21 protein-coding genes and 1 pseudogene are annotated in these 26,309 nt (G+C 49.6%); 12 read left to right on the plus strand and 10 right to left on the minus strand.

The annotated features are described in order from the left end of the window. The first annotated feature begins 24 nt into the window (after positions 1–24). From BM200_RS14685 to BM200_RS14695, 3 genes are all read left to right on the plus strand, one after another. Complete coding sequence (locus BM200_RS14685) at positions 25–948, plus strand: carbohydrate ABC transporter permease (RefSeq protein ID WP_091186777.1); 924 nt, start codon at positions 25–27, stop codon at positions 946–948. Continuing rightward, complete coding sequence (locus tag BM200_RS14690; RefSeq protein WP_091186780.1) at positions 945–1,817, plus strand: carbohydrate ABC transporter permease; 873 nt, start codon at positions 945–947, stop codon at positions 1,815–1,817. The genes BM200_RS14685 and BM200_RS14690 overlap by 4 nt, the downstream gene beginning before the upstream one ends. A 115-nt stretch (positions 1,818–1,932) precedes the next feature. Beyond that, complete coding sequence (locus BM200_RS14695) at positions 1,933–3,390, plus strand: ABC transporter substrate-binding protein (protein WP_091186782.1); 1,458 nt, start codon at positions 1,933–1,935, stop codon at positions 3,388–3,390. A gap of 117 nt (positions 3,391–3,507) precedes the next feature. On the opposite strand, the gene BM200_RS14700 is transcribed toward BM200_RS14695, so the two are convergent. Continuing rightward, positions 3,508–4,368, minus strand: coding sequence for an alpha/beta fold hydrolase (locus tag BM200_RS14700; protein ID WP_091186786.1), 861 nt, complete (start codon positions 4,366–4,368; stop codon positions 3,508–3,510). Between the two features lie 4 nt (positions 4,369–4,372). After that, positions 4,373–4,858: a quercetin 2,3-dioxygenase gene (locus BM200_RS14705; RefSeq protein ID WP_091186789.1), complete on the minus strand. Its 486-nt coding sequence runs from the start codon at positions 4,856–4,858 to the stop codon at positions 4,373–4,375. 419 nt (positions 4,859–5,277) lie between these two features. Between BM200_RS14705 and BM200_RS14710 the strand changes: the two genes are divergently transcribed. After that, entirely contained in the window at positions 5,278–6,681 is a 1,404-nt protein-coding gene (locus BM200_RS14710) for a glycoside hydrolase family 32 protein (RefSeq protein ID WP_091186791.1), read from the plus strand. A 153-nt stretch (positions 6,682–6,834) separates the two neighbouring features. Here the strand turns inward: BM200_RS14710 and BM200_RS14715 are convergent, their stop codons facing one another. Further along, on the minus strand, positions 6,835–7,062 hold the full coding sequence (locus tag BM200_RS14715) for an NUDIX domain-containing protein (RefSeq protein WP_091186793.1): 228 nt from the start codon (positions 7,060–7,062) through the stop codon (positions 6,835–6,837). 51 nt (positions 7,063–7,113) lie between these two features. On the opposite strand from BM200_RS14715, the pseudogene BM200_RS14720 reads away from it, so the two are divergent. Further along, positions 7,114–7,734: pseudogene (locus BM200_RS14720) on the plus strand (hypothetical protein); the annotation flags it as partial. A gap of 462 nt (positions 7,735–8,196) precedes the next feature. On the opposite strand, the gene BM200_RS14725 reads toward BM200_RS14720, so the two are convergent. The 4 genes from BM200_RS14725 to BM200_RS14740 form a co-directional block, all read right to left on the minus strand. Then, a complete protein-coding gene (locus BM200_RS14725) occupies positions 8,197–9,585 on the minus strand; it encodes a sugar porter family MFS transporter (protein WP_281248380.1) in 1,389 nt (462 codons plus the stop codon). Between the two features lie 243 nt (positions 9,586–9,828). Then, the gene (locus tag BM200_RS14730) at positions 9,829–11,175 is read right to left on the minus strand and encodes a response regulator transcription factor (RefSeq protein WP_091186794.1); all 1,347 of its coding nucleotides are present in this window, start codon (positions 11,173–11,175) and stop codon (positions 9,829–9,831) included. Then, positions 11,153–12,619, minus strand: a complete 1,467-nt coding sequence (locus tag BM200_RS14735; protein WP_091186797.1) for a sensor histidine kinase — start codon at positions 12,617–12,619, stop codon at positions 11,153–11,155. The genes BM200_RS14730 and BM200_RS14735 overlap by 23 nt, the downstream gene beginning before the upstream one ends. After that, positions 12,616–13,596: a substrate-binding domain-containing protein gene (locus BM200_RS14740; RefSeq protein WP_091186800.1), complete on the minus strand. Its 981-nt coding sequence runs from the start codon at positions 13,594–13,596 to the stop codon at positions 12,616–12,618. Before BM200_RS14740 ends, BM200_RS14735 begins: the two co-directional genes overlap by 4 nt. A gap of 172 nt (positions 13,597–13,768) precedes the next feature. Here BM200_RS14740 and BM200_RS14745 point away from each other — a divergent pair, with 172 nt between their 5' ends. Beyond that, on the plus strand, positions 13,769–15,592 hold the full coding sequence (locus BM200_RS14745; protein WP_091186801.1) for a PAS domain-containing sensor histidine kinase: 1,824 nt from the start codon (positions 13,769–13,771) through the stop codon (positions 15,590–15,592). A 34-nt stretch (positions 15,593–15,626) separates the two neighbouring features. On the opposite strand, the gene BM200_RS14750 is transcribed toward BM200_RS14745, so the two are convergent. Next, positions 15,627–16,640 carry a LacI family DNA-binding transcriptional regulator gene (locus BM200_RS14750; protein ID WP_091186804.1) on the minus strand — a complete coding sequence of 338 codons (1,014 nt, stop codon included), beginning with the start codon at positions 16,638–16,640 and terminating at the stop codon, positions 15,627–15,629. A gap of 145 nt (positions 16,641–16,785) precedes the next feature. On the opposite strand from BM200_RS14750, the gene BM200_RS14755 reads away from it, so the two are divergent. Genes BM200_RS14755 through BM200_RS14770 form a run of 4 tightly spaced genes read left to right on the plus strand, consistent with a single transcriptional unit; the run spans position 16,786 to position 21,229 of the window. Next, positions 16,786–18,576: an L-fucose isomerase gene (locus BM200_RS14755; protein ID WP_091186807.1), complete on the plus strand. Its 1,791-nt coding sequence runs from the start codon at positions 16,786–16,788 to the stop codon at positions 18,574–18,576. A gap of 14 nt (positions 18,577–18,590) precedes the next feature. Continuing rightward, entirely contained in the window at positions 18,591–19,250 is a 660-nt protein-coding gene (locus BM200_RS14760) for a class II aldolase/adducin family protein (protein ID WP_091186810.1), read from the plus strand. 41 nt (positions 19,251–19,291) lie between these two features. Then, positions 19,292–20,776 (plus strand): rhamnulokinase, encoded by a 1,485-nt coding sequence (locus BM200_RS14765; RefSeq protein WP_091186812.1) that lies wholly within the window; start codon positions 19,292–19,294, stop codon positions 20,774–20,776. Between the two features lie 24 nt (positions 20,777–20,800). Next, positions 20,801–21,229 (plus strand): RbsD/FucU family protein, encoded by a 429-nt coding sequence (locus BM200_RS14770; RefSeq protein ID WP_091186814.1) that lies wholly within the window; start codon positions 20,801–20,803, stop codon positions 21,227–21,229. 125 nt (positions 21,230–21,354) lie between these two features. Here the strand turns inward: BM200_RS14770 and BM200_RS14775 are convergent, their stop codons facing one another. After that, entirely contained in the window at positions 21,355–22,977 is a 1,623-nt protein-coding gene (locus BM200_RS14775; protein ID WP_091186818.1) for a glycosyl hydrolase, read from the minus strand. Positions 22,978–23,224: 247 nt separating this feature from the next. Here BM200_RS14775 and BM200_RS14780 point away from each other — a divergent pair, with 247 nt between their 5' ends. After that, a complete protein-coding gene (locus tag BM200_RS14780; RefSeq protein WP_091186821.1) occupies positions 23,225–24,754 on the plus strand; it encodes a TolB family protein in 1,530 nt (509 codons plus the stop codon). Positions 24,755–24,831: 77 nt separating this feature from the next. On the opposite strand, the gene BM200_RS14785 is transcribed toward BM200_RS14780, so the two are convergent. Beyond that, positions 24,832–25,128 carry a CD3324 family protein gene (locus BM200_RS14785; protein WP_091186824.1) on the minus strand — a complete coding sequence of 99 codons (297 nt, stop codon included), beginning with the start codon at positions 25,126–25,128 and terminating at the stop codon, positions 24,832–24,834. A 426-nt stretch (positions 25,129–25,554) separates the two neighbouring features. On the opposite strand from BM200_RS14785, the gene BM200_RS14790 reads away from it, so the two are divergent. Next, complete coding sequence (locus BM200_RS14790; RefSeq protein ID WP_091186826.1) at positions 25,555–26,235, plus strand: FadR/GntR family transcriptional regulator; 681 nt, start codon at positions 25,555–25,557, stop codon at positions 26,233–26,235. Positions 26,236–26,309: the final 74 nt, after the last annotated feature.

Here is a 26,309-nt window from a genome sequence, read left to right on the forward strand (position 1 = left end):
TGTTAAAGAAAAGAGGGAGACATAATGGAAACGCACGCTGCCGCAAACGCGCCTCTCGAGCGTAAAGGCCGAATGGCCGTATTTTGGAGGAAGCACTTCTGGGGATTATTGTTCCTGCTTCCGGCCTTCATCATTTTTATCTTGTTTTTATGGGTCCCGATCGTCAAAGGATTCGTGTACAGCTTCTACCACATTGACTTTGTAAAAGGGAACAGCTTTGTCGGCTTTGACAATTATAAAGTTGCTCTTCACGATGGGGATGCCTGGACGGCGGTGAAGAACACCGTTTATTATATGTTCCTCTGTCTGGTAATCGGCTTCTGGATTCCGATTGTATTCGCCATCGCGATTTCCGAGCTTCGCCGTTTCCAAGGCATTGTCCGCGTAGCCGCTTATCTGCCGAATATTATTCCGGTCGTTGTCCTGTACGGATTATGGCGCTGGTTCTACGATCCGGTTGGTCCGATCAACGGCGTTATAACCGGGTGGTTCGGCAATGAGCCGATCGCCTTCATGACCGATACAAACTGGTCGATGATCTCTCTAGTTATTATGGAGTCCTGGCAGCAATTCGGCTCGGCTATGCTTATCTATCTGGCGGCCGTGCTCAGCATACCGCGTGATTGGTATGAAGCAGCGGAGATTGACGGGGCTGGCGTATGGAACCGGATTCGCCATATTACGCTGCCTTCGATCAAAGGGCTGCTTGGCCTGCTGCTTATTTTGCAGCTGATCGGCACTTCGCAAGGCTATCAATCGCAGCTCGCGATGCTGGACGGCGGACCTAACAACGCCACTCTGACCTACGCTTTGCTGATTGTGAAATACGCCTTTAACCAACAAAATTACGGGGTTGCAGCAGCGCTTGGCGTCCTTATGTTTATCGTGCTGGGCTTGCTCGCGATCGTTCAATATAGGCTTCAAGGCAAGGAGGGAGATGTTCGATGAAACAGATGGATAGGGGAATTCTCTCTTCGTTTGACTTGAAGAAGAAGCCGGTTCTTATTGGCTACTCAATTATGGTGCTTGTGCTGGTGGTCATGTCCTGCTCCATGCTTTATCCGATTCTGACAACGTTTTTTAACGGCTTGAAAACCAATGTGGAAGTTAACTCCTTCCCGCCGAGATTTCTGCCAAGTGAATGGCATTTCGACAACTATGACAAAGGCTGGAATTTTATCGACTTGCCAGAGTTTTTAAGAAATACGCTTTATATTTTTGGAGGAAACCTCGTCATTACGGTCGTTGTTCTTGGACTTGCATCGTTTAGCTTGTCCAGGCTGCATGTGCCCAAAAGGAAAGCGGTCTATTTCTTCTTCATGATGACCTTGTTTATTCCGCCAACGACGTACATTATTCCGAACTTCGTTAACCTGAAGGATCTGGGCCTAATGAACTCCTTTGCAGCCTTTTGGCTGCCGGCAGGCGCCAATGCCTTCTTCCTGCTGCTGCTGAAAAACTTCTTCGACGAAATTCATTATGAAATATTCGAAGCAGCGCGTATTGACGGCGCATCCGACTATCGAAGCTTCGTGCAGATTGCGTTACCTCTGTCGGTGCCAATCTTCTCTACGCTGGCGATCTTTATTTTCTCATCCTCATGGAATGACTGGTTCTGGCCTTCGCTCATTATGCATAATGACAGCCATTATCCGCTCGCAACCGCTATCTATAAATACGTCATAAATGCCAGGGGTCTGGCACTGAATATTCGCTTTGCGATATTAACGATGGTGATGATTCCGCCAATTGTCGTGTTCCTGGTCTTCCAGAAATATATCATGCGCGGGTTACATCTGGGCGGTGTGAAAGGTTAGTATTCAAATCGTAATCGTGCACATGATCGGAATAGGAATACACCTCGCAGGCTCCCTCCATTCTCCACTATGATGAGGGAGCAGCAAATAAATTATCACGAGAAGGGGAGTTTCAATGAGAAAGAACATCGTTACGGCAGTAGCAGCGGTATTGCTTTGTTCGACCCTTGCAGCTTGCGGCGGCAACAATAACACAACAAGCAACGGAAACCAAAAGCCAGCAGAAAGCAACGCAAACGCAAGCGCCAGCACAAATACGGCTACTGACACTCCAGAGCAGACAGAAGACATCACTCAGAAAAAAGTTAAAATCAGCATTTATTATCCGCTTCCTGACCAAGTAGAGAACCGGAAGCTGGAAGATGACAAAATCGCACGCTTCAACAAAGTGTACCCTAACGTTGAGATCGTGAAGAGCGACTGGCATTATGCTCCTAACGAAATCGGGATTAAAATGGCGGCAAACGAAGCGCCAACCTTTTTCAACACGTATGCTACAGAAGCCAAGTTCCTGGTCGAAAAAGGCTGGGCGGCTGACATTACAGACCTGTACAACAGCTATGAATTCAAAGACCAAATCAACCCGGTTCTTCAAAACCAATTCATCATAGACGGCAAAGTGTATGGCGTCGCTCAAAAAGGTTACGTTACGACAACGGTTGTTAACAAAAAAATGCTGGACGATAAAGGCGTAGCGGTTCCTTCGTACGACTGGACGTGGGACGATATGCTGAACACGGCCAAAGGCGTAGCGGATGCGAAAAAAGGCATTGCTGGCATCGCGCCAATGGGCAAAGGCAATGAAGCAGGCTGGAACTGGACTAACTTCTTGTTCGAGGCTGGCGGCGAGATTCAAAACATTGCGGACGGCAAAGTAACAGCGGCTTTCAACTCCGAAGCCGGTCTAAAAGCACTTGATTTCTATAACAAACTCAGATGGGATGCAGACGTTATTCCGAAAGACTGGGCACTTGGCTGGGGCGATGCAGTAGGTGCATTTGGCCAAGGACGCACGGCAATGGTTATCGCTGGTGCGGAAGGCGTGCTTGAGCAAGCGCTGAACCAAGGCGGCATGAAGATCGAAGACGTACTGACTTACCCAATGCCTGCAGCTCAGGCAGGCGGCAAGCATACCGGCGTACTGGGCGGCGACTACCTCGTCATCAACCCGAACGCAACAAAAGACGAGCAAGAAATGGCATTCCGTTACATTACATTCGATTACTTCACAGACGACTACCTGGCATCTCTCGAGAAGGATATCCAAGCCCGTCAAACGGAAGGCAAGTTCTTCATTCCGCCGCATATCAACTACTTCAGCCCGGACTCGGAATACGGCCAAAAAGCGCAAGCCATCTTCGATAAATACGACAACGTGTACAAATACAACGCTGAATCGAACGCTCTGCTCGACGGCAAACCTGAAGCCCAGTACAACACGCAAGAATACTACGGCTCTATGACAAACGTGCTGCAAGAAGTATTCTCGAAAAAAGGTACCGACCTTCAAGCACAGCTAGACGCAGCTGCTAAAGAAATGCAGTCGAAATACTACGACGCAATTAAACCTTAAGAGGACGGGAGCTGCCTCTTACCTTACCCCATAACAAGAACGGCCGTGCAGATGATATCATCTCTGCACGGCCGTTCTTATTTTTTGACAGATCGACTCCGGTTCACTCACTAAAGGTCAAGCCTTTTTGACCTGAAAGACGAAATCGGTCACGACTCTCGATAATTCTTGCGGACTCTCGACATGGCTCATATGACCGCCTGCTTCAAAGGTATAGAGCTGCGAGTTAGGCATTTGCTCAGCCATTTCCGCAGCCCAACGCGGGCCGCAGTTGAAATCATATTCGCCGACCAGGATGAGAGTCGGTGTATGAATCGTATTTATAACATCTCTCGCATCCCACGTATACGGCTTCCGATTCGGAACAACGTTGAAATTCAAATGGTCTTTCCATTCCATGAACTCTTTCGGGAGGTTCCAATAATCGCCGAAGAATGCGGGTAACAACCGCTTCAAGAGAATCAGAATGGACTCATTGTCTTGTGCTGCTCCTGTTATCATGTCCATCCAAGCCTGTTTCGCATCTTGTGCCTCGGGACGATCCGGCCAGCGCTGCGCATAGAGCTCGATTTGCCGAACCTGCTCCATACCAAGATCAGGTCCCATACAAGGAGCGCTGCTATAGAGAATCAGTCCTCCGAGCTCATCCGGGTAATCAAGGGCATATTGTATTCCGACAAAACCTCCGTGGGAATGTCCCAGGAAGTAGGGTCTATGGGCTCCAATGTGCTCTGCGATTTTATGGGCATGATAGGCATACCGCAGCATATTGTAATCCCCATCAGGCAGCATTCCTGAATTCCCCGTTCCTACAGGTTCGATATAGACAACGGTCATAGTTTGTTCAAGTAACGGCATACGCATATAATTCCAATGGAAACCGGGACCGCCTGCATGGACCAGACAAACCGGCCCTTTGCCGGCTATGTGAAAGCTTTGTTCTACCCCGTCGATAGAAATCGTATGATGTCCAATCATAATCTTAAAGACCCGGATAAGTAATATTGTATTTTTTGGATACTTGTATGAGTGTCTGAATCAGTTCAGGAGTAGGGGGCTGAATTTGTGTTTCCATTCCTTCCTCGTAAGGAACGCCCAACTCCTTTACAAATGAATCGAATCCTGCAGGGTAGGCCGTAACCAGGAAACGGGCTTTTTTTGATTTCGCCTTAAAGGTATGCGGAATACCGCGAGGGGCGAAGACATATTCCCCGCTTTTAACCAAAAACGTTTCATCCCCAAGCGTCATCTCTAATTCTCCATCCAACAAATAAAAAGATTCGTCTTCATTTCCATGGATATGAAGGGGAGGTCCATCATTCTCGCTAACCGAACAATGCACCACGCAAAATTCCCCGTTTGTGTCTTCCCCGCTTACCAATATGGAATTAATGTCCGAAAGGAATAAGAATGTATTTTCTTTATTGGGATTCCGATGCATCTTACCGGCTTTGCTTTGATTGCTCATGGTCACTCACTGTCTCCTCTTTGATGTCCATTTATTTGTATTGCCCTGCGCAGTAAATGAGATCGATCATTCCCATATTAAAAACTTATTCTCCGGTTTTGTCAATTTAGCTAACATAATCTTAATATTTCATGATGTTCCATCGGTTTTTAATTGGAAGTTTACTAAACTTTAATATTCTTCAGCCTGTTTTTTTGCCAACAATAGAAATTCCTTGCATTCAGAGATAAGAGACTGCATCAATTAGCGGATGCTTCCATAGCTATGCTTGATGCTTAATAAAGCCGCGAAGAGATCATCTTTACCCATTTGAAGAATGATTCTCGTTCAAGTGTTGACATATTTAATATATCGTTTATATTGTGAATGTAAACGTACGTTAGCATATAGCTGGCAGCAAATAGGATAGGGGAGATTTCATGGACCGTTATAGACCAAGGTATCATTTTACGGCACCACGCAATTGGATGAACGACCCGAATGGCCCTTTTCAGTTAAACGGCGTGTATCATTTGTTTTATCAGCATAATCCTTCAAAGCCCGAATGGGGCGATATTCATTGGGGGCATGCTGCAAGCCCTGATTTGGTGAACTGGACTCATCTGCCGGTTGGGTTGGCTCCATCCTATGAGCTTGGCGAGTCCCATTGTTTTTCGGGCTGTTCCGTTGTTAATGACGGGGAAGTGACGATGTTTTATACAAGCATTGGTGAAGGTGATCGGAATCCAACTACAGGTGCTCAGCAATGGATGGCCCGCGGGACAGATTTACGCACTTGGCACAAGCCAGCTATTAACCCGGTCCTGACTTTGGATTTGCATGAGGATCTTCAGATTAAGGATTGGAGAGATCCTTACGTCTGGAAGAGTGAAGACGGGTGGCGAATGATCCTTGGCGGCATTCATGAGGAAAAAGGCTGTGCCTTCATTTACCATTCTGACGATTTAGAACAATGGAGCTTTAAGGGGATTTTTTATAAAGGCGAAGAATGGATCTGGGAATGCCCGCATCTGTTCCGTTTTGGCGATAAAGCGGTTTTATTCTACTCTCCGAGCGGTCCGGTACGATATCTTTCCGGCACCATTAGCGGCGATAAGCTGATAGATGTGCAAAAACACGGCACCGTCGACTCCGGCGGATGGGAAGGCTATTATGCATCAACCGGATTTGTTGATGAGAACGGACGCCGCATTTTACATGGCTGGATCCCGGAAGGCAGCAGGGGCGAAGAGTTCCCTGAGAACCTGGACTGGGCCGGGGCACTCGCACTGCCGCGTGTCGTTGATCTGAAGGCAAGCGGGGCTCTCTCCATGTCACCAGTGCCTGAACTGGAGACACTGAGGGGCGAGAGTCGCAGCTTTACGGATATCGCTGTTGGGCCAACACCAACAAGTACAGGAATACAATCGGCCTCTTTCGAATGCTCGCTCGAACTCGACAGACAGACGATGGCTAACACAGCTCTAATTATTTCCGTCTTTGCTTCGGCATGCGGCAAGGAGCATACGGATGTCCGTCTAGACCTTGCCTCCAAATCCATTACAATCGACCGCACGAATTCAAGTCTGCTTCCAAAAGTACATAAAACCCCGGTTAAGGGTGAGCTCCCGTCTACAGAGGGTACGGAAAGAATCAAACTGCGTATATTTGCGGATCAGTCTATAGTAGAAGTATTTGTGGATGACGAGACTTGCCTTACGGCCAGAGTCTATCCAGCCCTGGAGGACAGCAGCGGAATTCAGCTGCGTACAAGCAGCGGCGAATCCGTTGTCTCCAGCATGCGGATCTGGGAGATGAAGGCTGCGGATATCCGAATGGAATAAAGTGCAACAATAAGAAAGGGCACCTTCTTCGAGGCGCCCTTTCTATTACTCGTCATACTCCGTCTCTCCGATTTCAGTAAACCGAAAGCAGCTTTTTAGAGAAGCAGTGCCGCTAATCCATTGGGGTATAACGTTTTTGATCCTTCTGTGAAATCAGTTAACCGGATCGAAACAACAAATATAGCGAATTATTGTAAAGTCAGCTCCCAGCTCCTCGTGATATTCTCTAACTAACGTTTCTCTCGAATGCTCACCCAGCTCAATTGTTCCGCCGATAGGCCGGTAATAATAACCGGTTCCTTTTGAGTGTTCGTGTTTTTCTTCCACGAGAATTGTATCATTGTGTATGATAACTCCTAATGCGTTCGCGCACGGTAGCATGACAGGTCCTCCTTTTATAAATACCAATTACTTTAGGCAAGGTGATCAGAAATGAAAATCGGCTGTTTGCATGCCCATTATTCCAACATTGAATATATTCAAGCTGCTATTGGCTCGAAGGCGGAGCTGATTCACTTTGTTGATCCTGGACTTATGAACCGGATAATGGTTGATACAAGCTTCGATCTGACGAAAGCGAAGGCCAAAGTCATCGAGCAGCTCGAATGGATCGCCCAATCGGGAGTTGATGTCATTCTTATTACCTGCACGAACTATATAGCTTTGCTGGAAGAAATTGAAATCTCTATTCCCATCATAAAAATAGACGAGCCCTTTTTCAATGAGCTGTGTCAAATAACACAACCGCAAATTCTACTGTTTACGAACCCTGCAACGGTTGAAGGAACAATGAAAAGGCTGAATAATGCTGCCGCATCACGGGGCCAACAACCACCGGACATCGAGGCCCGCATCATTGAACATACTTTTGACCTTATTATGGAGGGCCATAAAACTCGATACACAGAAGAAGTATGCAAGTATATCCATAACCTTCTGCAATCCGAACCGGATAAGAAGATAGCCGTCGCCCAGTTATCAATGGTGGAAGCTGCCGAGAGAGCAGCTCACGAACGGGGGGCAGCAATCGGTAATCCATTAGAATCTTTGATAATTCTTTTCTCGGGAGAGGATATCTATTATACCGGCAATCATCTTCACGTAGGTAATTGGGATAAGGAACATTCTCCCCATAACCATGAAGAAGGCATTGCATGGGAGAGAGTGGACGGGACGATGGATCTTTATTATTTAGACCCGGATGTTGAAGATTTTAGAGGGGTCTATATTTGTAATGTAAAATCAAATGAAGAGGCAGATGAACGCTTCAGAAAATGGGTTATAAACAAAAAATAAGCTGGGCGAAGTTAATCGCCCAGCTTACTTGCTTTTATTAGAATGGTAATCGATTGAAGAAAAGGGGTATCTCCCGAGGAAAGCATATACTTCCGAAGCGACTTTCTTTCAGAAAGTTTTAAGCGCCTGCCTTTGCCTGCAAATTGCAACATTTGAATGTTGTTCAAGAAATTGCAGGCAACAGCGGCCGAAGGAGATACCCACCTTCCAACGACACTTTTATTTGTTCCAGGACGCCTCAATTTCCTCGAGCGACTTGCCTTTCGTTTCCGGAACGACACGCATCGTGAACAAGAACGTAATCAGCGACATCGCGCCGAAGATCCAGAACGTTACGGCAGGACCTGCCGACTCCAGCATTGGCGGGAACGATTGCGATACAACATAATCGGCAATCCAGAGTGCCATCGAAGCAATTGCGGTAGCCCGGCCGCGGACACGGTTCGGGAAGATTTCGCTCAAGATAACCCAAACGACAGGTCCAAGCGATACGGCAAAGGCTGCTACATAGATCAGAATAAAGACAAGAATAAGTGAACCGGTCGTGTGTCCGGTATGGAACGCAATACCGATAACCGCCAGACAGATTGTCATGACAGACGAACCAACAAGCAGCAATACTTTACGGCCGACTTTGTCGATCAGCCAGATCGCGAGAATCGTGAACAGGAAGTTAACGAGACCGATCAGAATCGTTTGGACAAGGGAAGAATCCGTGCCCGAACCCATCGATTTAAAGATTTCCGGCGCATAGTACATAACCGCGTTAATACCCGTTACTTGCTGAAGGATCGCAAGCACAACACCAACGATTAGTGCCAGGCGAATACCCGGGCGGAAAATCTCTTTTAACGAGCTGCCTTTTTCTATAGCAAATGATGCTTTAATATCCAGAACTTCTTGCTTCGCATCAGCTTCACCGTGGATACGAAGAAGGATGTTTAACGCCTGTTCCGATTTGCCTTGCTTGATCAGCCATCTAGGGCTCTCTGGTACGAAGAACAACAAGATGAAGAAGAGAACACCAGGCACAACGCCGACACCAAACATCCAGCGCCATGCATTAGCAATATCCCAGGCATCATCGCCATAGCCGGCAATCCCGGAGTTAACGAAGTAGACAAGGAAGATCCCGGTTACCGTTGCGAATTGGTTCAAGGCAACGAGACGGCCGCGATATTTGGCCGGTGCGATCTCCGCGTTATACAGCGGACAGAGAGTAGAGGTGATCCCGATGCCAAGACCGCCAATTATACGGGCGATGATATACATCGAGAAAGTATCCGGAATAGCAGAGCCGATCGATCCGATAATGAACAGGACTGCTGCTGCGATAAGTACTTTTTTGCGGCCGAAACGGTCGCTCAGTACTCCCGAGAAAGCCGCGCCGACAATACATCCGATGATAAGCGAGGAGACGGCCCAGCCGACTTCCACCTCGTTAAGGTCAAACCGGTCTTGCATAAATCCGATAGCACCGGATACAACGGCTGTATCAAAGCCGAATAATAAACCGCCAAGGGCGGCAATCATGGAAACGAGCGTAACGAACTTCATGCTTTTGCCGTTGTGGGCATTGGCGGAGAGGTTAGTGTTTAAGCTGCTCACTTTATTTATTCCCCTTCCATATGACTAATTGAATAAGTGGTTGTATGTTGAAGCGTTTCTCATTATATCACCGGAACCGCAGACATTAGCGGGTATTCGACAGCACATATTTGTGATGTTCCAGCATCGTAATGGCGCGGCTCCGGCCGTAATGGAAAGAGTTTTGCGGGAGTAGCATTTTTTTAGTCTGCATAACAAAAAAGTCCATGCCCGAGAGTGGCATGAACTTCCTGAATATCCTGATCATTTCGCTTGACTGCGGTATTCCGTCGGAGTGACTCCGGTTACGCGCTTAAATACCCGGCTGAAATAATTCGGATCTTTATACCCGACTTCAAAGCACACTTCCTTCAAGGCCAGCTCATCGGCAGAGGCGATCAGCTGCTTTGCTTTATCAATCCTAAGGCCCGTCAAATAATCGATAAAGGTTGCCCCGACCTGCTGCTTGAACACTTTGCTGAAGTAATGAGGGTTCAAGTGGACATGCTCGGCCGTTTCCTCGAGTGACAGCTCCTCTGTAAAATGCAGCATGATATACTGCTTGGCTTTATCTATGACAGTGATCGTCTGCTGTTCCCTCTGCTCCCGGATCCGCTGCAGAGCGGAAATGACATAGGAACGCTGATCCTCCGAATGCGCTTGCTCATCCGAAGAGACGGGGCGCTCCGGCGTATTTGAACCGGGGCCTTGCACAACCTCCTCGAAATCACAAACCTCGCCTATATGCCGGTCAACATCAGAGGCAAATACGGCTTCGAAATACGATTTGCGCCAGCCGTCCGCACCGGATTGGACCGATCCGATTCCGACGGTAATCGGCACCTGGAATTGCCGCTCGGACAGACTGCACAGCTTCTCGCCAAAAGACTTGATACCCGGTTTCCAGGAAGTCTCCCCCGTATCATTCCGTATAAAGATGGCCATATGCAGGTCAATCAAGGAGCTGACAATACAGGATATTCCGTACGTTTTCGCAAAACTTCGGAAGGTCTCGTACAGCTTTTTCTTGTCGAGCGTATAAATCTGCTTCGGAAAGGCGACAACAACAGCACATCCTTCATCGAGCGGGAAGTCCAGCCAGTCGGATAATTGCATTTCATCCGCATCCAGTACTTGATCGACCATAAACAAGAGGGACAGCTCATTCTCTACCAGCGGATGCAGCTGGGATACCTTATCTCTTAAGTGGAGCTCTTCGGTCCGTTTGGACTTATCGCGCTCCAATTCGTCAATGAGCTGGGATAGGGTGGAGGAGATTTGCTCGCGACCGGCAGGCTTCACGATATATTCCTTCACGCCAAGCGATACCGCTTCTTTGGCATAGGCAAAAAAGTCATAAGCCGTTACCAGAATAAACTTGGTGTCCGGCAGCAGCGACTTAATTTCCCGGATAGCCTGCAAACCTTGAATACCGGGCATATTAATATCCATCATAATGATATGCGGGCGGAATTCCTCCGCCTGTTCAATGGCTCGCCGGCCATTATCGGCGTGGGCGATCTGAAACATGCCAGGCAGCATGCGATGAATGAGAAGCTCGAGCCCTTCGCGCTCCAGCGCTTCATCATCAGCGATCAATAGACGGTACATCGTGAATCGCTCCTCCTTTCTGCTCTTTTGCAGGCGTCTTGGGCAGGAGGAGAATAACCGACGTTCCCCGTCCTGGCTCGCTTTCAATCCGGACAATATCCGGCCGGTTATAAAACAGTCTCAGCCGCTTGATGACATTGCGGGTGCCAAAGCCCATAGAATTTTTTTTGGCAGGTGCGGGGCTGGGAGGGTCTTGCATAGCCAGGAGCGAATCACGCTCCGCAGCATTCATTCCTGCACCGTTATCCGTGATGGCGACCACCACATTCTCACCCGTTTGCTCTATAACAAGCTGAATTACTCCGCCGGATTCCATCCGTTCCACGCCATGGACAAAGGCATTTTCCACAAGCGGTTGGATGGTCAGAGCGGGGATCAATATTCCCAGTACGGACTCGTCGATCTTCTGCCCGATCTCTACACGGCTCCGGAAGCGGGCCTGCTGGATCGTAAAATATTCCCGAACATGCTTTAGCTCATCTCCAAGCGTAACGGGCCGGTCCAACTGACTCAGATTATAACGGATCAGCTTGGACATCGACACAATGAGATCGCTTGTCTGATCGGCTCCTTCCAGGAGTGCCAGTTTGGAAAGCACATTTAGCGTGTTAAATAAAAAATGCGGATTAATCTGACTCTGAAGCGCCTGAAGCTCAAGCTCTTTGACCAGACGCTCCGATTCCATCCGTTCCTTATCCCTGCCCATCAAATCATTCAAGTCATTAATCATATGCCGGAACGATTCCGACAGGATGCCAAGCTCATCATTTGATCGATCCGGAAGGTATGCAGGATCCAGCTGTCCCTTGGACAGACGCCGGGCTGTTTGTACCAGACGGTCTACGGGCTCGGTAATGCTTCTGGAGATCCATAGGGCAAGGACGATACTGAGCAGGGTATTAATGATGAACACTGCGGGTCCAAGCCAGTCCATTCGTACGATTTCCAATTGAACGCTCCGGTATACCGGTTCATAGGCGCTAAGCTCCAGGTCAATAAGCCTGCGTTCCTCCTCGCGGATAAAAGAGCTTGTCCGCTCCGCATCTTCATAGTAGGCAAGCGCCTCTGTTGGAGCTTCGGATTTTCCGGCTGCCTGCGCTTGTTCCGCAAGCGTCTCAAGCATATGCACATACCCTTGCAGCACACCGGCAATATCGGATTCGGTTCGCTGATTGGCCAGCCGTTCCTTGGTCTGGACAAGGGCTGCCTGCTGCCGCTGAAGGGCAAGCCGGCTGCTTTCTTCAGGATTAAGCAAATAGGTATACAAGGCCCGGACATTATTGTCGGCTGTTTGCGCTGATTGCGTGTAGAGGAGCATGCGGTCCATCATTGTATTGTAGCTGTGCTGTACGGTTTTGGAGCTTTCAAACAGGAAGAAAGTCACGCCGTTCGTAAGCAGAACGAGCAGCGGAATAAAGAACAGCAACTTTTTGCGGAGTGTCACCGGGCAGAGACCTCCTTGTCCGTTAGGACGGAAATAGGAGTGTACTGCTGTGGAGTGACGGTCCGCCCTTGAAAATAATCATTCAGGATGGACACGGCTTTATAACCCATCTGGGAGGGCTGCTGTACGATCGAAGATACGATCTGCTTATTTTTTATGGCGGCAAGTGTATCCTCCAAATCGTCAAAGGCGTATATTTTCACGCCGCCTGGCTTGATCCGGGCAACGGCTTCTGCCATGCCAATCCCGTCAAGGGAGCTGAAGCCTACCATGTATTTGATCTCGGGATGCTCCTTCAGCATTTGCTCCGCTTGCTGCGCGGCTTGCAGCCGGGAAATATTCGAGGCACTTACCTCGGCAATGGACAGTCCGCTGTAGGTTTCAATGACCGATTGGAAGCCCTCGAGGCGCAGACGCTGATTCGCGGCGTCCTTGCTTCCGACCAAGACGCCAATCATGCCGACCGGGTCCTTATTTTCCACCGCAATCAGTCGTCCCATCTCTTGCCCGGCGTATGTATTATTGGTGCCTACATAAGCGAGGCGTTTGCTGCCCGGCTCATCCGTATCCACCGCAATGACCGGAATGCCCAGCTTGTTCGCTTTTTCGATTAACGATCGGTTCTGCTCATTGCCTATGCCTTGAAGGATAATGCCGTCCATCTTGGAGGCAATGGCTTTCTCGAGAAGCTTCATTTGTTCCTCCGCATCAATGCGGAAAGGTCCCGTATACTGCAATTCCATATGATATTGTCCGGCTGCTTCCAGGGCGCCCTGTTCAACGGATCTCCAGAATGGATTGTCCAGCTCTTGCGAGATAAGGGCAATCTGCAGCCTCGCGTGATCCTCCTCGCTTGCCTCAAGCGGGGTGACAAGCCCTCTAATCCGCCCGGTAGACAGATAGAATTGGACCAGCACATAGACAAAAATTATAAGTAATAGAAGAACGCCGATGTTCCATCTTCTTCGGTTAGCCATCTGCTTCTCAAGCTCTCCTCGGGTGACTGAATAATAGCCACATTATACATGAATGGTCATTAAACCCAAAATTAATCTAATTTCAATGTTCATGTAAGCAGGGGATTCCAGCATTTTGTGGAATTGTTTGAATAGCGATCACTTTGACTTCGAAAAGGTGGAAAATATTCGAATGGACAAGCATGGTCATTTTATGAAGCATTCCTTTATGGAATCCATATGGAATAATATTCCCGACGGGATTGTCGTGATAGATTTGGACGAGAATGTACTGGACGTTAATCCGGGCTTCGAAGCGCTCCATGGATGGACAAGAGAAGAGCTGATCGGCAAACCATGCTGTTTCACGCCTGTTCATCTTCTGGAAGAGAGAAGAATTATGATTGAAAAGGTGAGAAGCGGCGAGCCTCTGCAATGCCAGGAAACGTTCAAGATGCGCAAGGACGGGACGTTGGTCTACGTTAGCGTGACGATTTCCGCTCTGAGGGATGACTGCGGAGAGATCATTGGACTTGTCGGAATCGAGAGGGACATTTCGGACCGGATCAAGATGGAAGCTTCCTTGTTTGAAGCGGAAAGCTTGTATAGTCATCTGGCTGACAGTGCGCTTGCTGGTGTATTCGTTGGACAGAATGGCCGTATTTTGTACGCGAATCCTTATTTGGCCGCGCTTTATGGATATACGAACGAAGAATTGCTGCAGGTTGACCTGGAACAGCTGATGCTGCCCGGCGAGCTGGAAGTGGTCACGCGTGATGCAGAGATGACCTTAATGGAGCAAAAACAGATCTATTTTCACTTTAATATTACAGGGGTGAAGAAGGACGGATCTCCTGTCCACCTCGAGGGCAATTCCTGCCTAATCTCCTTCCAAGGCAAGCCGGCGCTGCTTGGTACTGTGCAAGATATTACGATCAAGAAGGAAAAAGAGCGTTCCCTTCGCGACAGCGCCAATATGTATCAGCGAATTATCAAGTTCCTCCCTGAGCCGATTGTCCTGATCGACAACGGTGAAATTGTGTATGCCAACAAATTAGCAGTCAAGCTGATTGGTGCCGCGGATGACAGCGAGATGGTCGGAAGACCAATCTTTGATTATGTAGATCCGGCATACAGCCGTGCGCTGACAAAAGTACTGAACAAAGTAATCCATACCGATGATCCGACGAACTTTATCGAGAATAAGCTGCTGTGCAAGGACGGCCAGACCATTGACGTAGAGATGTCCAGCATCCGGATTCACAATTACCGTGGCAAAATGGTCATTTTGACCGTGATCCGGGATTTGACGGACCGGAAGCGGTCGGAGGAGATGCTTGTCCGCTCCGAGAAGCTTTCGGTGATCGGACAGCTGGCGGCGGGAGTGGCGCATGAAATCCGCAATCCGTTAACCGCGCTCAAAGGCTTTACCCAACTGCTCAAATCAAAGGCAGAGGGGAACTCCTTCTACTATGACATCATGACCAATGAGCTGGACCGGATTAATTTTATCGTAAATGAGTTTATGACGCTGGCGAAGCCGCATTTCTCCAAGTTCAGCACGCGCAGGCTGGATCATATTCTACACGCGGTTATATCCATTCTGGAGACACAGGCTATTCTGATGAACGTATCGATCCGAACGGAATTCGAGAACTGCATCCCGTCGATTTACTGCGACGAGAACCAGCTGAAGCAGGTCTTTATCAATATTATTAAAAACGCAATCGAAGCGATGCCATTGGGGGGACAAATTACGATATCGGCGGCGATGGAGCCGGATCAGGAGCGGGTGCGCCTGACGATCCGCGATGAAGGAATGGGTATCCCCGATTCGATTATCCGTCAGATCGGACAGCCGTTCATTACAACCAAGGAGAAGGGGACGGGGCTAGGCCTTATGATCAGCTCCCGGATCATCGAGGCTCATCAGGGTCTCATGCATATTTCGAGCGTTCCCGACGAGGGTACAACGATTGAGATCATTCTGCCGTTAAATATGGAAGAAGAAAAATAAACAGAAGGCTGAGCGTATTCGCTCAGCCTTCTGTTTATTTCATAGGAGAGACCGACCGGCGGATAATTAATTCCGCGGGCAGGACGATTTTTTTCCAGGGGCCGGCTTCATTCTTGTTCTGAATGCGGTCAATCAGCATTTGCATCCCCAAATAGCCGAATTGATAGGCTTGCTGCGCGGCAACCGTCATAAAGGGATCGACCTCCGAATAGGGGCCGAAATCATCAAAGCAAACGATCGAGATATCCTCGGGAATCCGGAGATTCCGCTTCCGGAGCAGGCGGATCGCTTCGATTGCCAGAACATTATTGCCGGCAACAAGAGCCGTAGGCTGCGGATCAAGCGAATCCATCCAGGCATCCATCTCCGACAGATCGGTGCGCGGGCCATAGCTTGTCTCGAAGACAATCTTCTCGTCATGTGCAAGCCCGTTCAGGATTAACGCTTCCCGGTATCCTTCGAGACGCAGGCGGGCGCTTGAGATCGTATCCGATCCGTTCACCAAGGCGATGCGGCAATGACCCTGCTGAACAAGGTGGTTAACTAATTGGCGGGCGCCTTCCTTGCTGTCACCAAGCACGATGTCGCATTCTACTCCCGGCACTTCGCGGTCCAGCAGGACAAACGGGATGTTATGCCGCTGCAGCGATTCGAGATGGGGCAGTGACGGATCACCGGCCGGAGCAATCATCACGCCGTCTACCCGGGTCGTCAGAATGGTGTTAATATAATCGGCTTCCTTCTCCAGACTCTCGTCGCTGTTGCCAAACAGCAGACGGTAGCCGTTCTTGGTGGCGGCATCCTCGGCTCCCCGCGATAACGTTGTATAGAAAGGGTTCGTAATATCGGTAATCAGCAGGAACAAGCTGCGGGTCTGCTGGAGGACAAGGCTCCGCGCCATCTGGTTCGGAACATAGTTCAGTTCTTCCATCACCTTTTTGACTTTAGCCCTCGTCTTCTCGCTTATTCGGCCTGTGTTATTGATAACTCTGGAAACGGTCATTGCGGATACGTTGGCTTTCTCCGCAATATCATAGATGGTAACCATGCATGACTACTCCTCATCGACAATTCATGCTTTTATCTTACAAGAGAAAACGATTGACAGCAACAGGTGGCCTTGCTAAATTAGAGTTATCGGTAACATTTTTATTTCTGGTTTTACTATCATTCACTCATTTGGAGGGGTATTAATGACGGACATCGCTTATCGCTTTCAGAATGGTTTTCCGAAGATCGGGATTCGCCCTACGATAGACGGGCGCCGCAAAGGCGTTCGTGAATCACTTGAAGTGCAAACGATGAACATGGCCAGATCGGTAGCTAATCTGATCGCCGAGCATCTTCGTTATCCGAACGGCGAACCGGTGGAATGTGTCATTGCAGATACGACGATTGGCGGTGTAGCAGAAGCAGCGGCATGCGCTGACAAATTCGCCCGCGAGAATGTTGGGGTATCGATAACGGTAACGCCATGCTGGTGCTATGGAACGGAAACGATGGATATGAATGCGGCCATTCCGAATGCGGTATGGGGCTTTAACGGAACGGAGCGCCCTGGCGCGGTCTATCTGGCAGCCGTTCTTGCAGGTTACGCACAGAAAGGCATTCCGGCATTTGGCATTTACGGCGAGGAGGTACAGGAAGCATCGGATACGTCAATTCCGGATGACGTGAGAGGCAAGCTCTTGTCGTTTGCAAAAGCGGGTCTTGCCGTTGCATATATGCGCGGCAAATCGTATCTGTCGATGGGATCGGTCTCGATGGGCATTGCGGGCTCGATTGTAAGCGATTCCTTTTTCCAGGAATATCTCGGCATGCGCACGGAATATATCGATATGTCCGAGTTTGTCCGCCGCTTCGAAGAGCAGATTTATGATCCTGCGGAATTTGAGAAAGCCTTGTCTTGGGTGAAGGAGAATTGCGTGGAAGGTCCGGACAACAACCCGGCTGCGATTCAAACCTCGCGCGAGAAGAAGGATCAGGATTGGGAGACCGTTGTGAAGATGGCGATTATCGCCCGCGACCTGATGATCGGCAACCCGCGTCTTGCCGAGCTTGGCTTTGGCGAAGAAGCAATGGGCCATAACGCGATTGTGTCCGGCTTCCAGGGTCAGCGCCAATGGACGGATCATTTCCCGAACGGCGACTTTATGGAAGCGATTCTGAACTCCTCGTTTGACTGGAACGGCATCCGCCCTCCATTTATCGTTGCGACGGAGAATGACAGCTTGAACGGTGTTGTCATGCTGTTTGGTTATCTGTTGACGAATACGCCGCAAATCTTCGCGGATGTGCGCACTTACTGGAGTCCGTCATCGGTTGAGCGTGTAACGGGGCATAAGCTTGAAGGCCTGGCAGCTAACGGAATCCTGCATCTGCTGAACTCCGGTTCGGCTACTCTGGACGGCAGCGGCGAGCAGCAGATTGACGGCAAGCCAGCGATGAAGCCTTTCTGGGAGATTACGGAGAAGGAAGCTGCGGATTGTCTTGCAGCCACTTCCTGGAGACCGGCAGGCGTTGAGTATTTCCGCGGCGGCGGCTTCTCCTCCGATTTCTTGTCCCGCGGCGGCATGCCGATGACGATGTCCCGGATCAACTTTGTAAAAGGCGTTGGGCCGGTGCTGCAAATTGCGGAAGGCTACTCAGTAGAGCTGCCAAGCGAGGTTCATGACAAACTCGACAACCGGACAGATCCAACTTGGCCAACCACCTGGTTCGCTCCGATTCTGACAGGCAAGGGAGCCTTCACTTCAGTCTACGACGTTATGGATAACTGGGGCGCTAACCATGGCTCGATCAGCTATGGCCATATCGGTGCAGAGCTGATTACGCTCGCTTCGATGCTGCGTATTCCGGTGAATATGCACAATGTTCCGGAAGAGAATATTTTCCGTCCGCGGGCTTGGGGATTGTTTGGTACGAACGACAAAGAGGCGGCTGATTACCGCGCTTGCTCGAACTTCGGGCCATTGTACAAATAAATTCTTTTTAGGGGATGAGCGGATTGGATATTCGGCAGGAGCTGTGTAAATACGCAAGAAAGACAGTGGCAAATAAGCTGGTCGTTGGGCCGGGCGGAAACATCAGTGCAAAGCACGAAGGGAAGATGTATCTGTCCCCAAGCGGCTTTGCGCTGGATGAGATTGAACCGGAGCAATGGGTAGCCGTTGATATTGAGACAGGTGCGGTGGAGGAGAACGGTCTTCGTCCTTCCTCCGAGGTGCTTATGCACTTGTACGCTTACCGGGCGAACCCTGCTATCGGCGCGATCGTGCATACGCATCCGCCTTATTGTATTGCTTTTACGCTGGTGGAAGAGGAGCTTCCGATTATGTTCCCGGACCAGGCGGCGCTTGTCGGCAAGACCGTCTATATTCCTTATGTACTGCCAACAACGGAAAAGCTGGCGGATGCTCTTGTCCCTAAGGTGAAGGAAGCAAGCAGCATTTTGCTTGGCAATCATGGTCTTGTGACGACGGGACGCAATCTGCGTGAAGCGTATTACCGGACGGAGGTTGTGGAGGAAAGCGCGAAGATCTTCCTTATTGCCAGCCAAGTCAAGGAGCCGAAGGTGTTGACGAAGGAAGAGTTCGAGGAGATTGCTTCGCTTGAGAGCGAAGCTTACCGGATTAAGCTGCTGCAGAAGCAGCAATAACATTTTGAGGCAGCTGCCGCTGCTAGGAGGGATACAGACATATGTTGCAAACAACCGTATTGGCGTTTGATCTTGGAGCGAGCAGCGGCAGGGCGCTGATTGGCAAGCTGACGAGAGCCGAAGACGGAGAGCGCAGGCTGGAAGTCGAAGAAATCCACCGTTTTCCGAATGTAGCCGTTCAGGTTGGACGTCATTTGCATTGGGATATTCTAAGGCTGCTGCAGGAGATGAAGCATGCGCTGCGCAAAGCGTTCCAGCTTGGGTTTAAGCCGGTTACCTTTGGCGTAGATACATGGGGCGTTGACTTTGGGCTCCTGGATGCCAATGGCGAGCTGCTAGGCAATCCTTATCATTATCGGGATCCTCATACGGAAGGACTGATTGAGGAGATTGAAGCCTTGTTTGGCAAAGAGGAGCTCTTCCGGCAGGGCGGTCTGCAGTTTATGCCGTTTAATACGATCTATCAGCTCTATGCGATGAAGAAGGCGGCTTCTCCTAAGCTGGAGGCTGCCAGAACGCTGCTTCTAACGCCTGATTTGCTCGTTTATTTGCTTACGGGACAGCGGGCTTGCGAATTTTCGATGGCGACCACCACGCAGCTTCTGCATCCTGAGAGCCGGCAGTGGAACACGTCTTTAATGGAGAAGCTGGGCATTCCGTCAGATGTATTCCTGGAGCCGGTCTATCCGGGCACGCGGATTGGTCCATTGTCGGAGGAAGTTTGCGAGGAGCTGGGCATTCCATCCGTTGAGGCTGTAGCGGTAGCAACGCATGATACGGAGTCGGCTGTAGCGGCTATTCCGGCCGGGGCAGGAGCATTTGTCTATTTGGTATGCGGCACCTGGTCACTGGTGGGGACAGAGCTTGATCAGCCCTTGCTGACGGCAGAAGCGATGGAGCTCGAGTTCTCGAATGAAGGCGGTGCAGGCGGCAAATACCAGCTCCTCAAAAATATTATGGGGCTATGGATATTGCAGGAGTGCAAACGGGAGTGGGATGAGCAGGGCAATGTCTATTCCTTTGCCGAATTGGCAAATATGGCTGAGCAAGAGGAAGCTTTCCGCAGTCTGATTAACCCGGATGATCTGCGCTTCTTTGGCCCGTCGAATATGACCGAGAAGGTAAGAAGCTATTGCCGCGAGTCGGGTCAGCCCGTTCCGATAACGGAGTCGGAGGTTGCGCGTTGTATTATGGACAGCCTTGCCCTCAGGTACAGATCTGCTCTGGAGCAGATCGAAAAGCTGACCGGCGAGCGCTACGGCGGCATGCATATGGTTGGCGGCGGTATTCAGAACAAGCTGCTTTGCCGCCTGACGGCTAATGCAATCGGACGCCCGGTATGGGCAGGGCCGGTGGAAGCAAGCGCGATTGGCAACATGCTGGCGCAGTTCATGGCGCTGGGGAAATGTACGGATCTTGCGGAGGCGCGGCAATTGTCTGCTGCTTCCTTCCCGGTCGACATTTACGAGCCGTCGGATATGGATATATGGAATGAGACCTACGAACGATTCAAGCAGCTGCTGTAGGCTGCCTAATTGGGAGGACCAAGTATGTTAAAGGGTATTCCGAAAATCATTTCACCCGAGCTGTTGAAGGTATTAGCCGAGATGGGGCATAGTGATGAAATCGTGCTTGCTGACGGCAATTTCCCGGCGGTGAGCCATGCGCAGCGTCTAGTCCGTTGTGACGGACATGGCGTACCGGAGCTGCTGGATGCGATCCTGCAGCTGTTCCCGCTCGATCAATATGTGGAAAAGCCGGCCGCTCTCATGCAGGTGATGCCCGGTGATCCGGCAGAAACGCCGATCTGGGGCGAGTACAAAGCGATTATTACGCGGCGCAGCGGCTTGGAAGAGCCGTTCGAGGAAGTGGAGCGGTTCGCGTTCTACGAGCGTGCGAAGAAGGCTTATGCCATCGTCGCAACAGGAGAAAGCGCCATTTACGCTAATCTGATCTTGAAAAAAGGCGTCATTTCATAATGTATGGCAAGAAGCTGTCCATCCGGACAGCTTCTTTGCATGGCTCGGACGCTGGTACTCGGAGCGCGCTATGAAAAAGTAAAGGCCGTACCAAGGTAAACAACCTTGGCACGGCCTATTTTCTATTAAGTCGTCTTGAACGTATACGATTTACGGGAAGCTTCGCGGTTCTTGGAATCATATACGATAACCTCGATTTTGTGGCTGCCGGCTTTCAGTTTGTCCGGCTGGATCGAGAAGGTGTACGGATACTGCTGACGCGTCAGCACAACAGCGCCGTCCAGCTTAATTACCACTTTGCTGATGTACGGATCATAGGTTTTTACCCACACAATGCCGGTAGCCGGTTTGCCGATCGTACCCTGGTTCGCGAACTTGCTTACCGTTTTTGCATAGCTGCTCGTACCTGATGCAACCTTGGACAAGTAATAAGGATCTTGAATCAACTTGCTGTAGGAGCTGAGCAAGGCCGGACTTTCCGTCAGGCTGAAGTTGTTTAAGCTCCGTTCCGCGCTGTAGGAATCCGTCAGAGTATTGAGACTGAACCAGTTGATTGATTTTACCCTCGGATATTTCAGCTTCGCACCATGGTAAAGCATGTTCATTTTCGTAATGGCAAAATTTACGGCCGAAGTATTGCCCGCTTTACTGAAATGCGTCGCTCCAAATTCGCTGATCATAATCGGCTTGCGGGAAGCGTAAAGCTTATAGGTATAATCAAGAGAGTCCAGCGGATTGACCTGGTCGGCAGGCTCTTTGACGTTGCCGTTGAAATATTTGACGCTATAGATGCTGAGGCCAACCCAATCGACATAATCATCACCAGGATAATAAGAGGCGATTTTTTGTTTCGGATTAGCTGCTGGCGACCAGACCATCGCGACATTTGGCGCTTCTTCCTTCATCACCTTCGAGACGAGGCGGAATTTCTCGATGTAGAGCGAAGGATTGCCGTTCCACTTCACCCAGCTGCCGTTCATCTCGGAGGCGAAACGGAGGAAGATCGGGATGCCTGCTGCTTTCGCGTCCCGCGCGAATTTGCGTAAATACGCGTCATCCTTCACGGCGCTCAGCCCGTTATCCGGCTGCAAGGCAATCTGAATAGCTCCGCCTGCTTTCTTGACCGTTTCTGCCCAATGATAGGGGAAGGCGCTGCCGTATTTATGATAATTGAAATATACGGCATGCTGCTTGCCGGACAGCTTGTTGAAGGCGCTGAACTTGCCGTCCTTTTGTTTCTCGACGCCGCTGTCTTTCTCGATATAAGCACCGATATACATCCCTGACGCAGGCTCAAACTTCGCCAAGCTGCCTGTTGTTGCCGCGGTTGAGCCTGCCTTTTCCAAATAGAGCTCAATCTGCGTATTGAGCGCGTCGGCTTTGGCGAGTACGGCATAATAGGTGTTCAGATCGCCTGTTTTTTCCCCAATGGCCTTATGGATCTTGGCTTCCCGATAATACGTATCGGCTGCTTTCTGGAATTGCTTGTCCGACGCATAGGCCTCGGCCAGCTTCCGCAAATATCCGGCCTGCACGGACTGGGCAACGGCCAGCTCAAATTCCTTAATCGCCAGTTTGATTTTGCCTTGATTCATATAAGCAACGCCATTCGTGTAATGCTTCCAGTGATGAACGGTGTCTGCTGCACTTACTGTCCGTGCCAGCGGTTGTACCGATAAGGCCAGAATAAACGCCATCAGAAGGATGATGCGCAATCCCCGCCAGATTTGCTTACGTGCGGTTGTCATTTGTAATGCCCTCCTTGTTTGTCCTATAGCTTGTTCTCTCTGCCTGGAATAGGCATTTCTTTCTACAGTTATCGGCTGAGTAATCGAACGTGTGAATAACTTGCCTGAAATGCGTACTTAAGTCCTATTAAATCTTTATACACGCGGACCCGGGAATATGAAACGGATTGTACTCCCAATAGATATAGCAACCTTTTTCTGGAAACGAAAGTCTAGTATGTAATATTGAAAAAGGGAGGCTTAACGGATGAAGCTTACCGCTGTATCCCTCACTGTTCTGACATTAATCATGGGCTGCGGTTCTGATGGAGGTCCAACAATGAGCTACACGCCTTCTGTGCCTTTGGCAGCGGAAACCTCTCCCGCTAATCCGTCACCTGCGTCCAAAGGGCATGACGATAAAGAGAGATTGCGAGCAGAGCTGGTTAAACATGACAACGGCTTCTCCTTTCCTTTACATATTTCGGAAGGAGCTGGCGGTTTTGGCACACAAACGCTGCTTGTCCCACATGAAGATCATCTTGTTGCCCATCTTGTAAAACGGACTGCATATGAGCCGGATGGCAAAAGATTTCAGCTTGATGTCGTCACCATTCAACCGGAGGAGCAGGACTATTATATTTATCCGGTGGCAGATGTTATCGTTCAGGATGATTATTCCGTCGACTCCATTGCCGGAGCTTACGGATTCACTGATCAGAATCAGCTTGTTCTGATTCAGCCGAAGGAGCGTGATGACGGGCAGGAAGGTGTGCAATACGATGTGATCGCACTCGATCCTTACACCGGCCGGATCAGGACAATTGCTGCGGATGCGGTTCCCGATGTGTCACCGGCCTTTTACGCGAAGGGATGGATGGATTCGTCCGGTCAGCTGTATTTGAACAGCTATTCCGATGGCCGTCTCTGGTCCGTAGATACAAGCAGCGGTCAAGTCCGCCTTATAGAGGGGGAATTCAAACATAGCTGGCCGTTGTATCTACTTAGCGCATCGCCAAGCGGCAATTTGTTCTGGCACGAACAAGAGGATAACTTCCGGTTGTACAATCGGAATGGGGAACAGCTCAAGGTGATTCCTCAAGCGCCCGGCTTTCATTCTTATCCGGCTTTCGAATGGAGTCCGGACAGCCGGCATGCAGCCTTAGCCTTTACTTTAAGTGACAGCCGGGACCATGTTCTGGGCGGAGAGGATGCCTATATCATTGCTCCGGAAGTCATTGCTTTCTATGATCAGACAGGGACGTTAACATGGGATGTTCAGGCAAAGCCCAAGGAAGGATTTACGAATGTGGACTGGAACGGTTGGCTTGCAGACGGTGAACAAGGCATTTTATCCTGGTACAGGCTGGACCGGTCTGAAGAAGGAGCAGCCCCTCACAAGGTTGATCTGAGCTACGCTTTGGCCGATGTGACAACGGGCAAACTTACTGAGCTGACACCGGCTAAAAGGCTGGAGGATCTGGAGAAACCAGTGCCGGTTGCAAGGCGAACTGCCGAGCCCCTGTTTATAGACCGCGAAGAAGAGCTTTACTGGTCGCCCGCGGAGGTACAGGCAAATGCCAATAGAAGTTATGTTCTGCTCTCACAGCCTGCGGACTCGCAGCTCATTTGGGCAACTTATGATTATAATGCGGGGCAGACAACGATTACCCGCTATGATCCGGTGAATCACGCCGCTTCAACTACCGTGTTTAACGAGCTGCTTGGGGAAGAACTTCAGTTAGTCAATGACACGCTTGTCGTTGATAACAAGATGAATTACAAATGGATTCATTGAGAAGAAAAGGCTAACAGCCTGCCCACGTATTTACCGGTGGCAGGCTATCTTTATGGTGCTGCTATATGAGTACCGCATCAGCTTCCGCTGGTTATGCGGGCATTCTGCTGTTGTTTGCATATGATCTTGCGTAAGCTGTCCCCGGATAAAAAGTAAACCCGCTCAAGGTCAGCGATTGACTGCCCCTTGCAATATTCCGCATAGATCTCATCATTGCGATCATTGATCCGCGCTTTGGTGCCGCTCAGCTGTCCCCAGCCGGCGCGCTCCTCGCTTTGTTTCGGAATGTAGAGCAATTCGCCATCAATATATTGCTGGATTTGCCTAAGCAGAGTCTGGGGAAGCACATCTTTCCCGTTTTTGTAACGCCCCATCGAGGCCCTCCTCTAATAGTTGATTCTTTTGGCTTTCGTTGGCTTGTTTAGCGTTAAACATGGCTAACCCTCCTCCTTTCATATTTTGCATTGCGATTATTATCAAATGGAAGGGGGAACCGAAGGCTCCCCCTATATGGGTATTCGCTTACGCGAATACCACCTCGTGGATCTGAATCATTTCGTTCAGCCTCCTTTCCGGTCATTTCGTCGGCCCGACATCTATATTAACGCATAGAAAGGCGGCATCCCGCAAGGTCAAAAACGGTTAAATTTGTATTTTGCCAAAAATGCCGTTCATATCACTCCAATATCCTCTTTAGCGGATAGAAGGCCGGCGAGGGTGGCAAACGCGCTGCTAGTTGACATTGGAAAGATATTTCAATAAGATTCACCTATCAGATAGGTATAAAGGAAGGTTGACATATGAATCGTAAAATCAAGAAGCAGCATACGCATGAACTCGTTTCGGAAGAAATTATCAAATATATTGCCGACAAGGGGCTGGAGGAAGGGGAAAAGCTTCCGTCCGTCGACGAGCTCGTTTCGTTGTTTGGGGTCGGCCGTTCTTCCTTGCGCGAAGCGCTGAGATATTTGGAAGCGGTTGAAATCGTCAAGGTCATTAACGGCAAGGGCATTTACGTAACCGATTCCGGTTCTTACCGGTACAGCGGAAAAGTGAAAATTGACAACGAAAAATCGTTTTTGCTTGATATTCTGGATGTCCGGAGGGCGCTGGAGGGCAAAGCCGTCGAGCTGGCCGCGAAACGGATAACGGATGGCAAAATCGAAGAGATGAAGGCATGTTTGGCGGAATACGATGCACGAAAACAGGAAGGTCTGGATACGTCGGCGATTGATTACGAATTCCATCAGCATATTTACGACGCCGCAGGCAATCCTCTTCTTCACAGCGTGTATGACTCCATATCGGAGCTGGTCAAAAAGTTTTTCTCGGGTCCGTTTGGAGTGAAAGAGCTGTTCGATAATACGTATCCGTTCCACCGCACCTTATTCGAAGGGATTGAAAGCCACGATTGGAAGCACGCGCTTAATGAATTTAACAAAATGATGGATATCATCGAAGAAACGATACGGGAGTATTGACAGAAAATTTAGATATTGACAATTCGTAAATGTCTCACTTATATTTAACCTATCAGACAGGTATACAGTATGAT

The organism is Paenibacillus catalpae, assembly GCF_900112695.1.
GTDB lineage: Bacteria > Bacillota > Bacilli > Paenibacillales > Paenibacillaceae > Pristimantibacillus > Pristimantibacillus catalpae.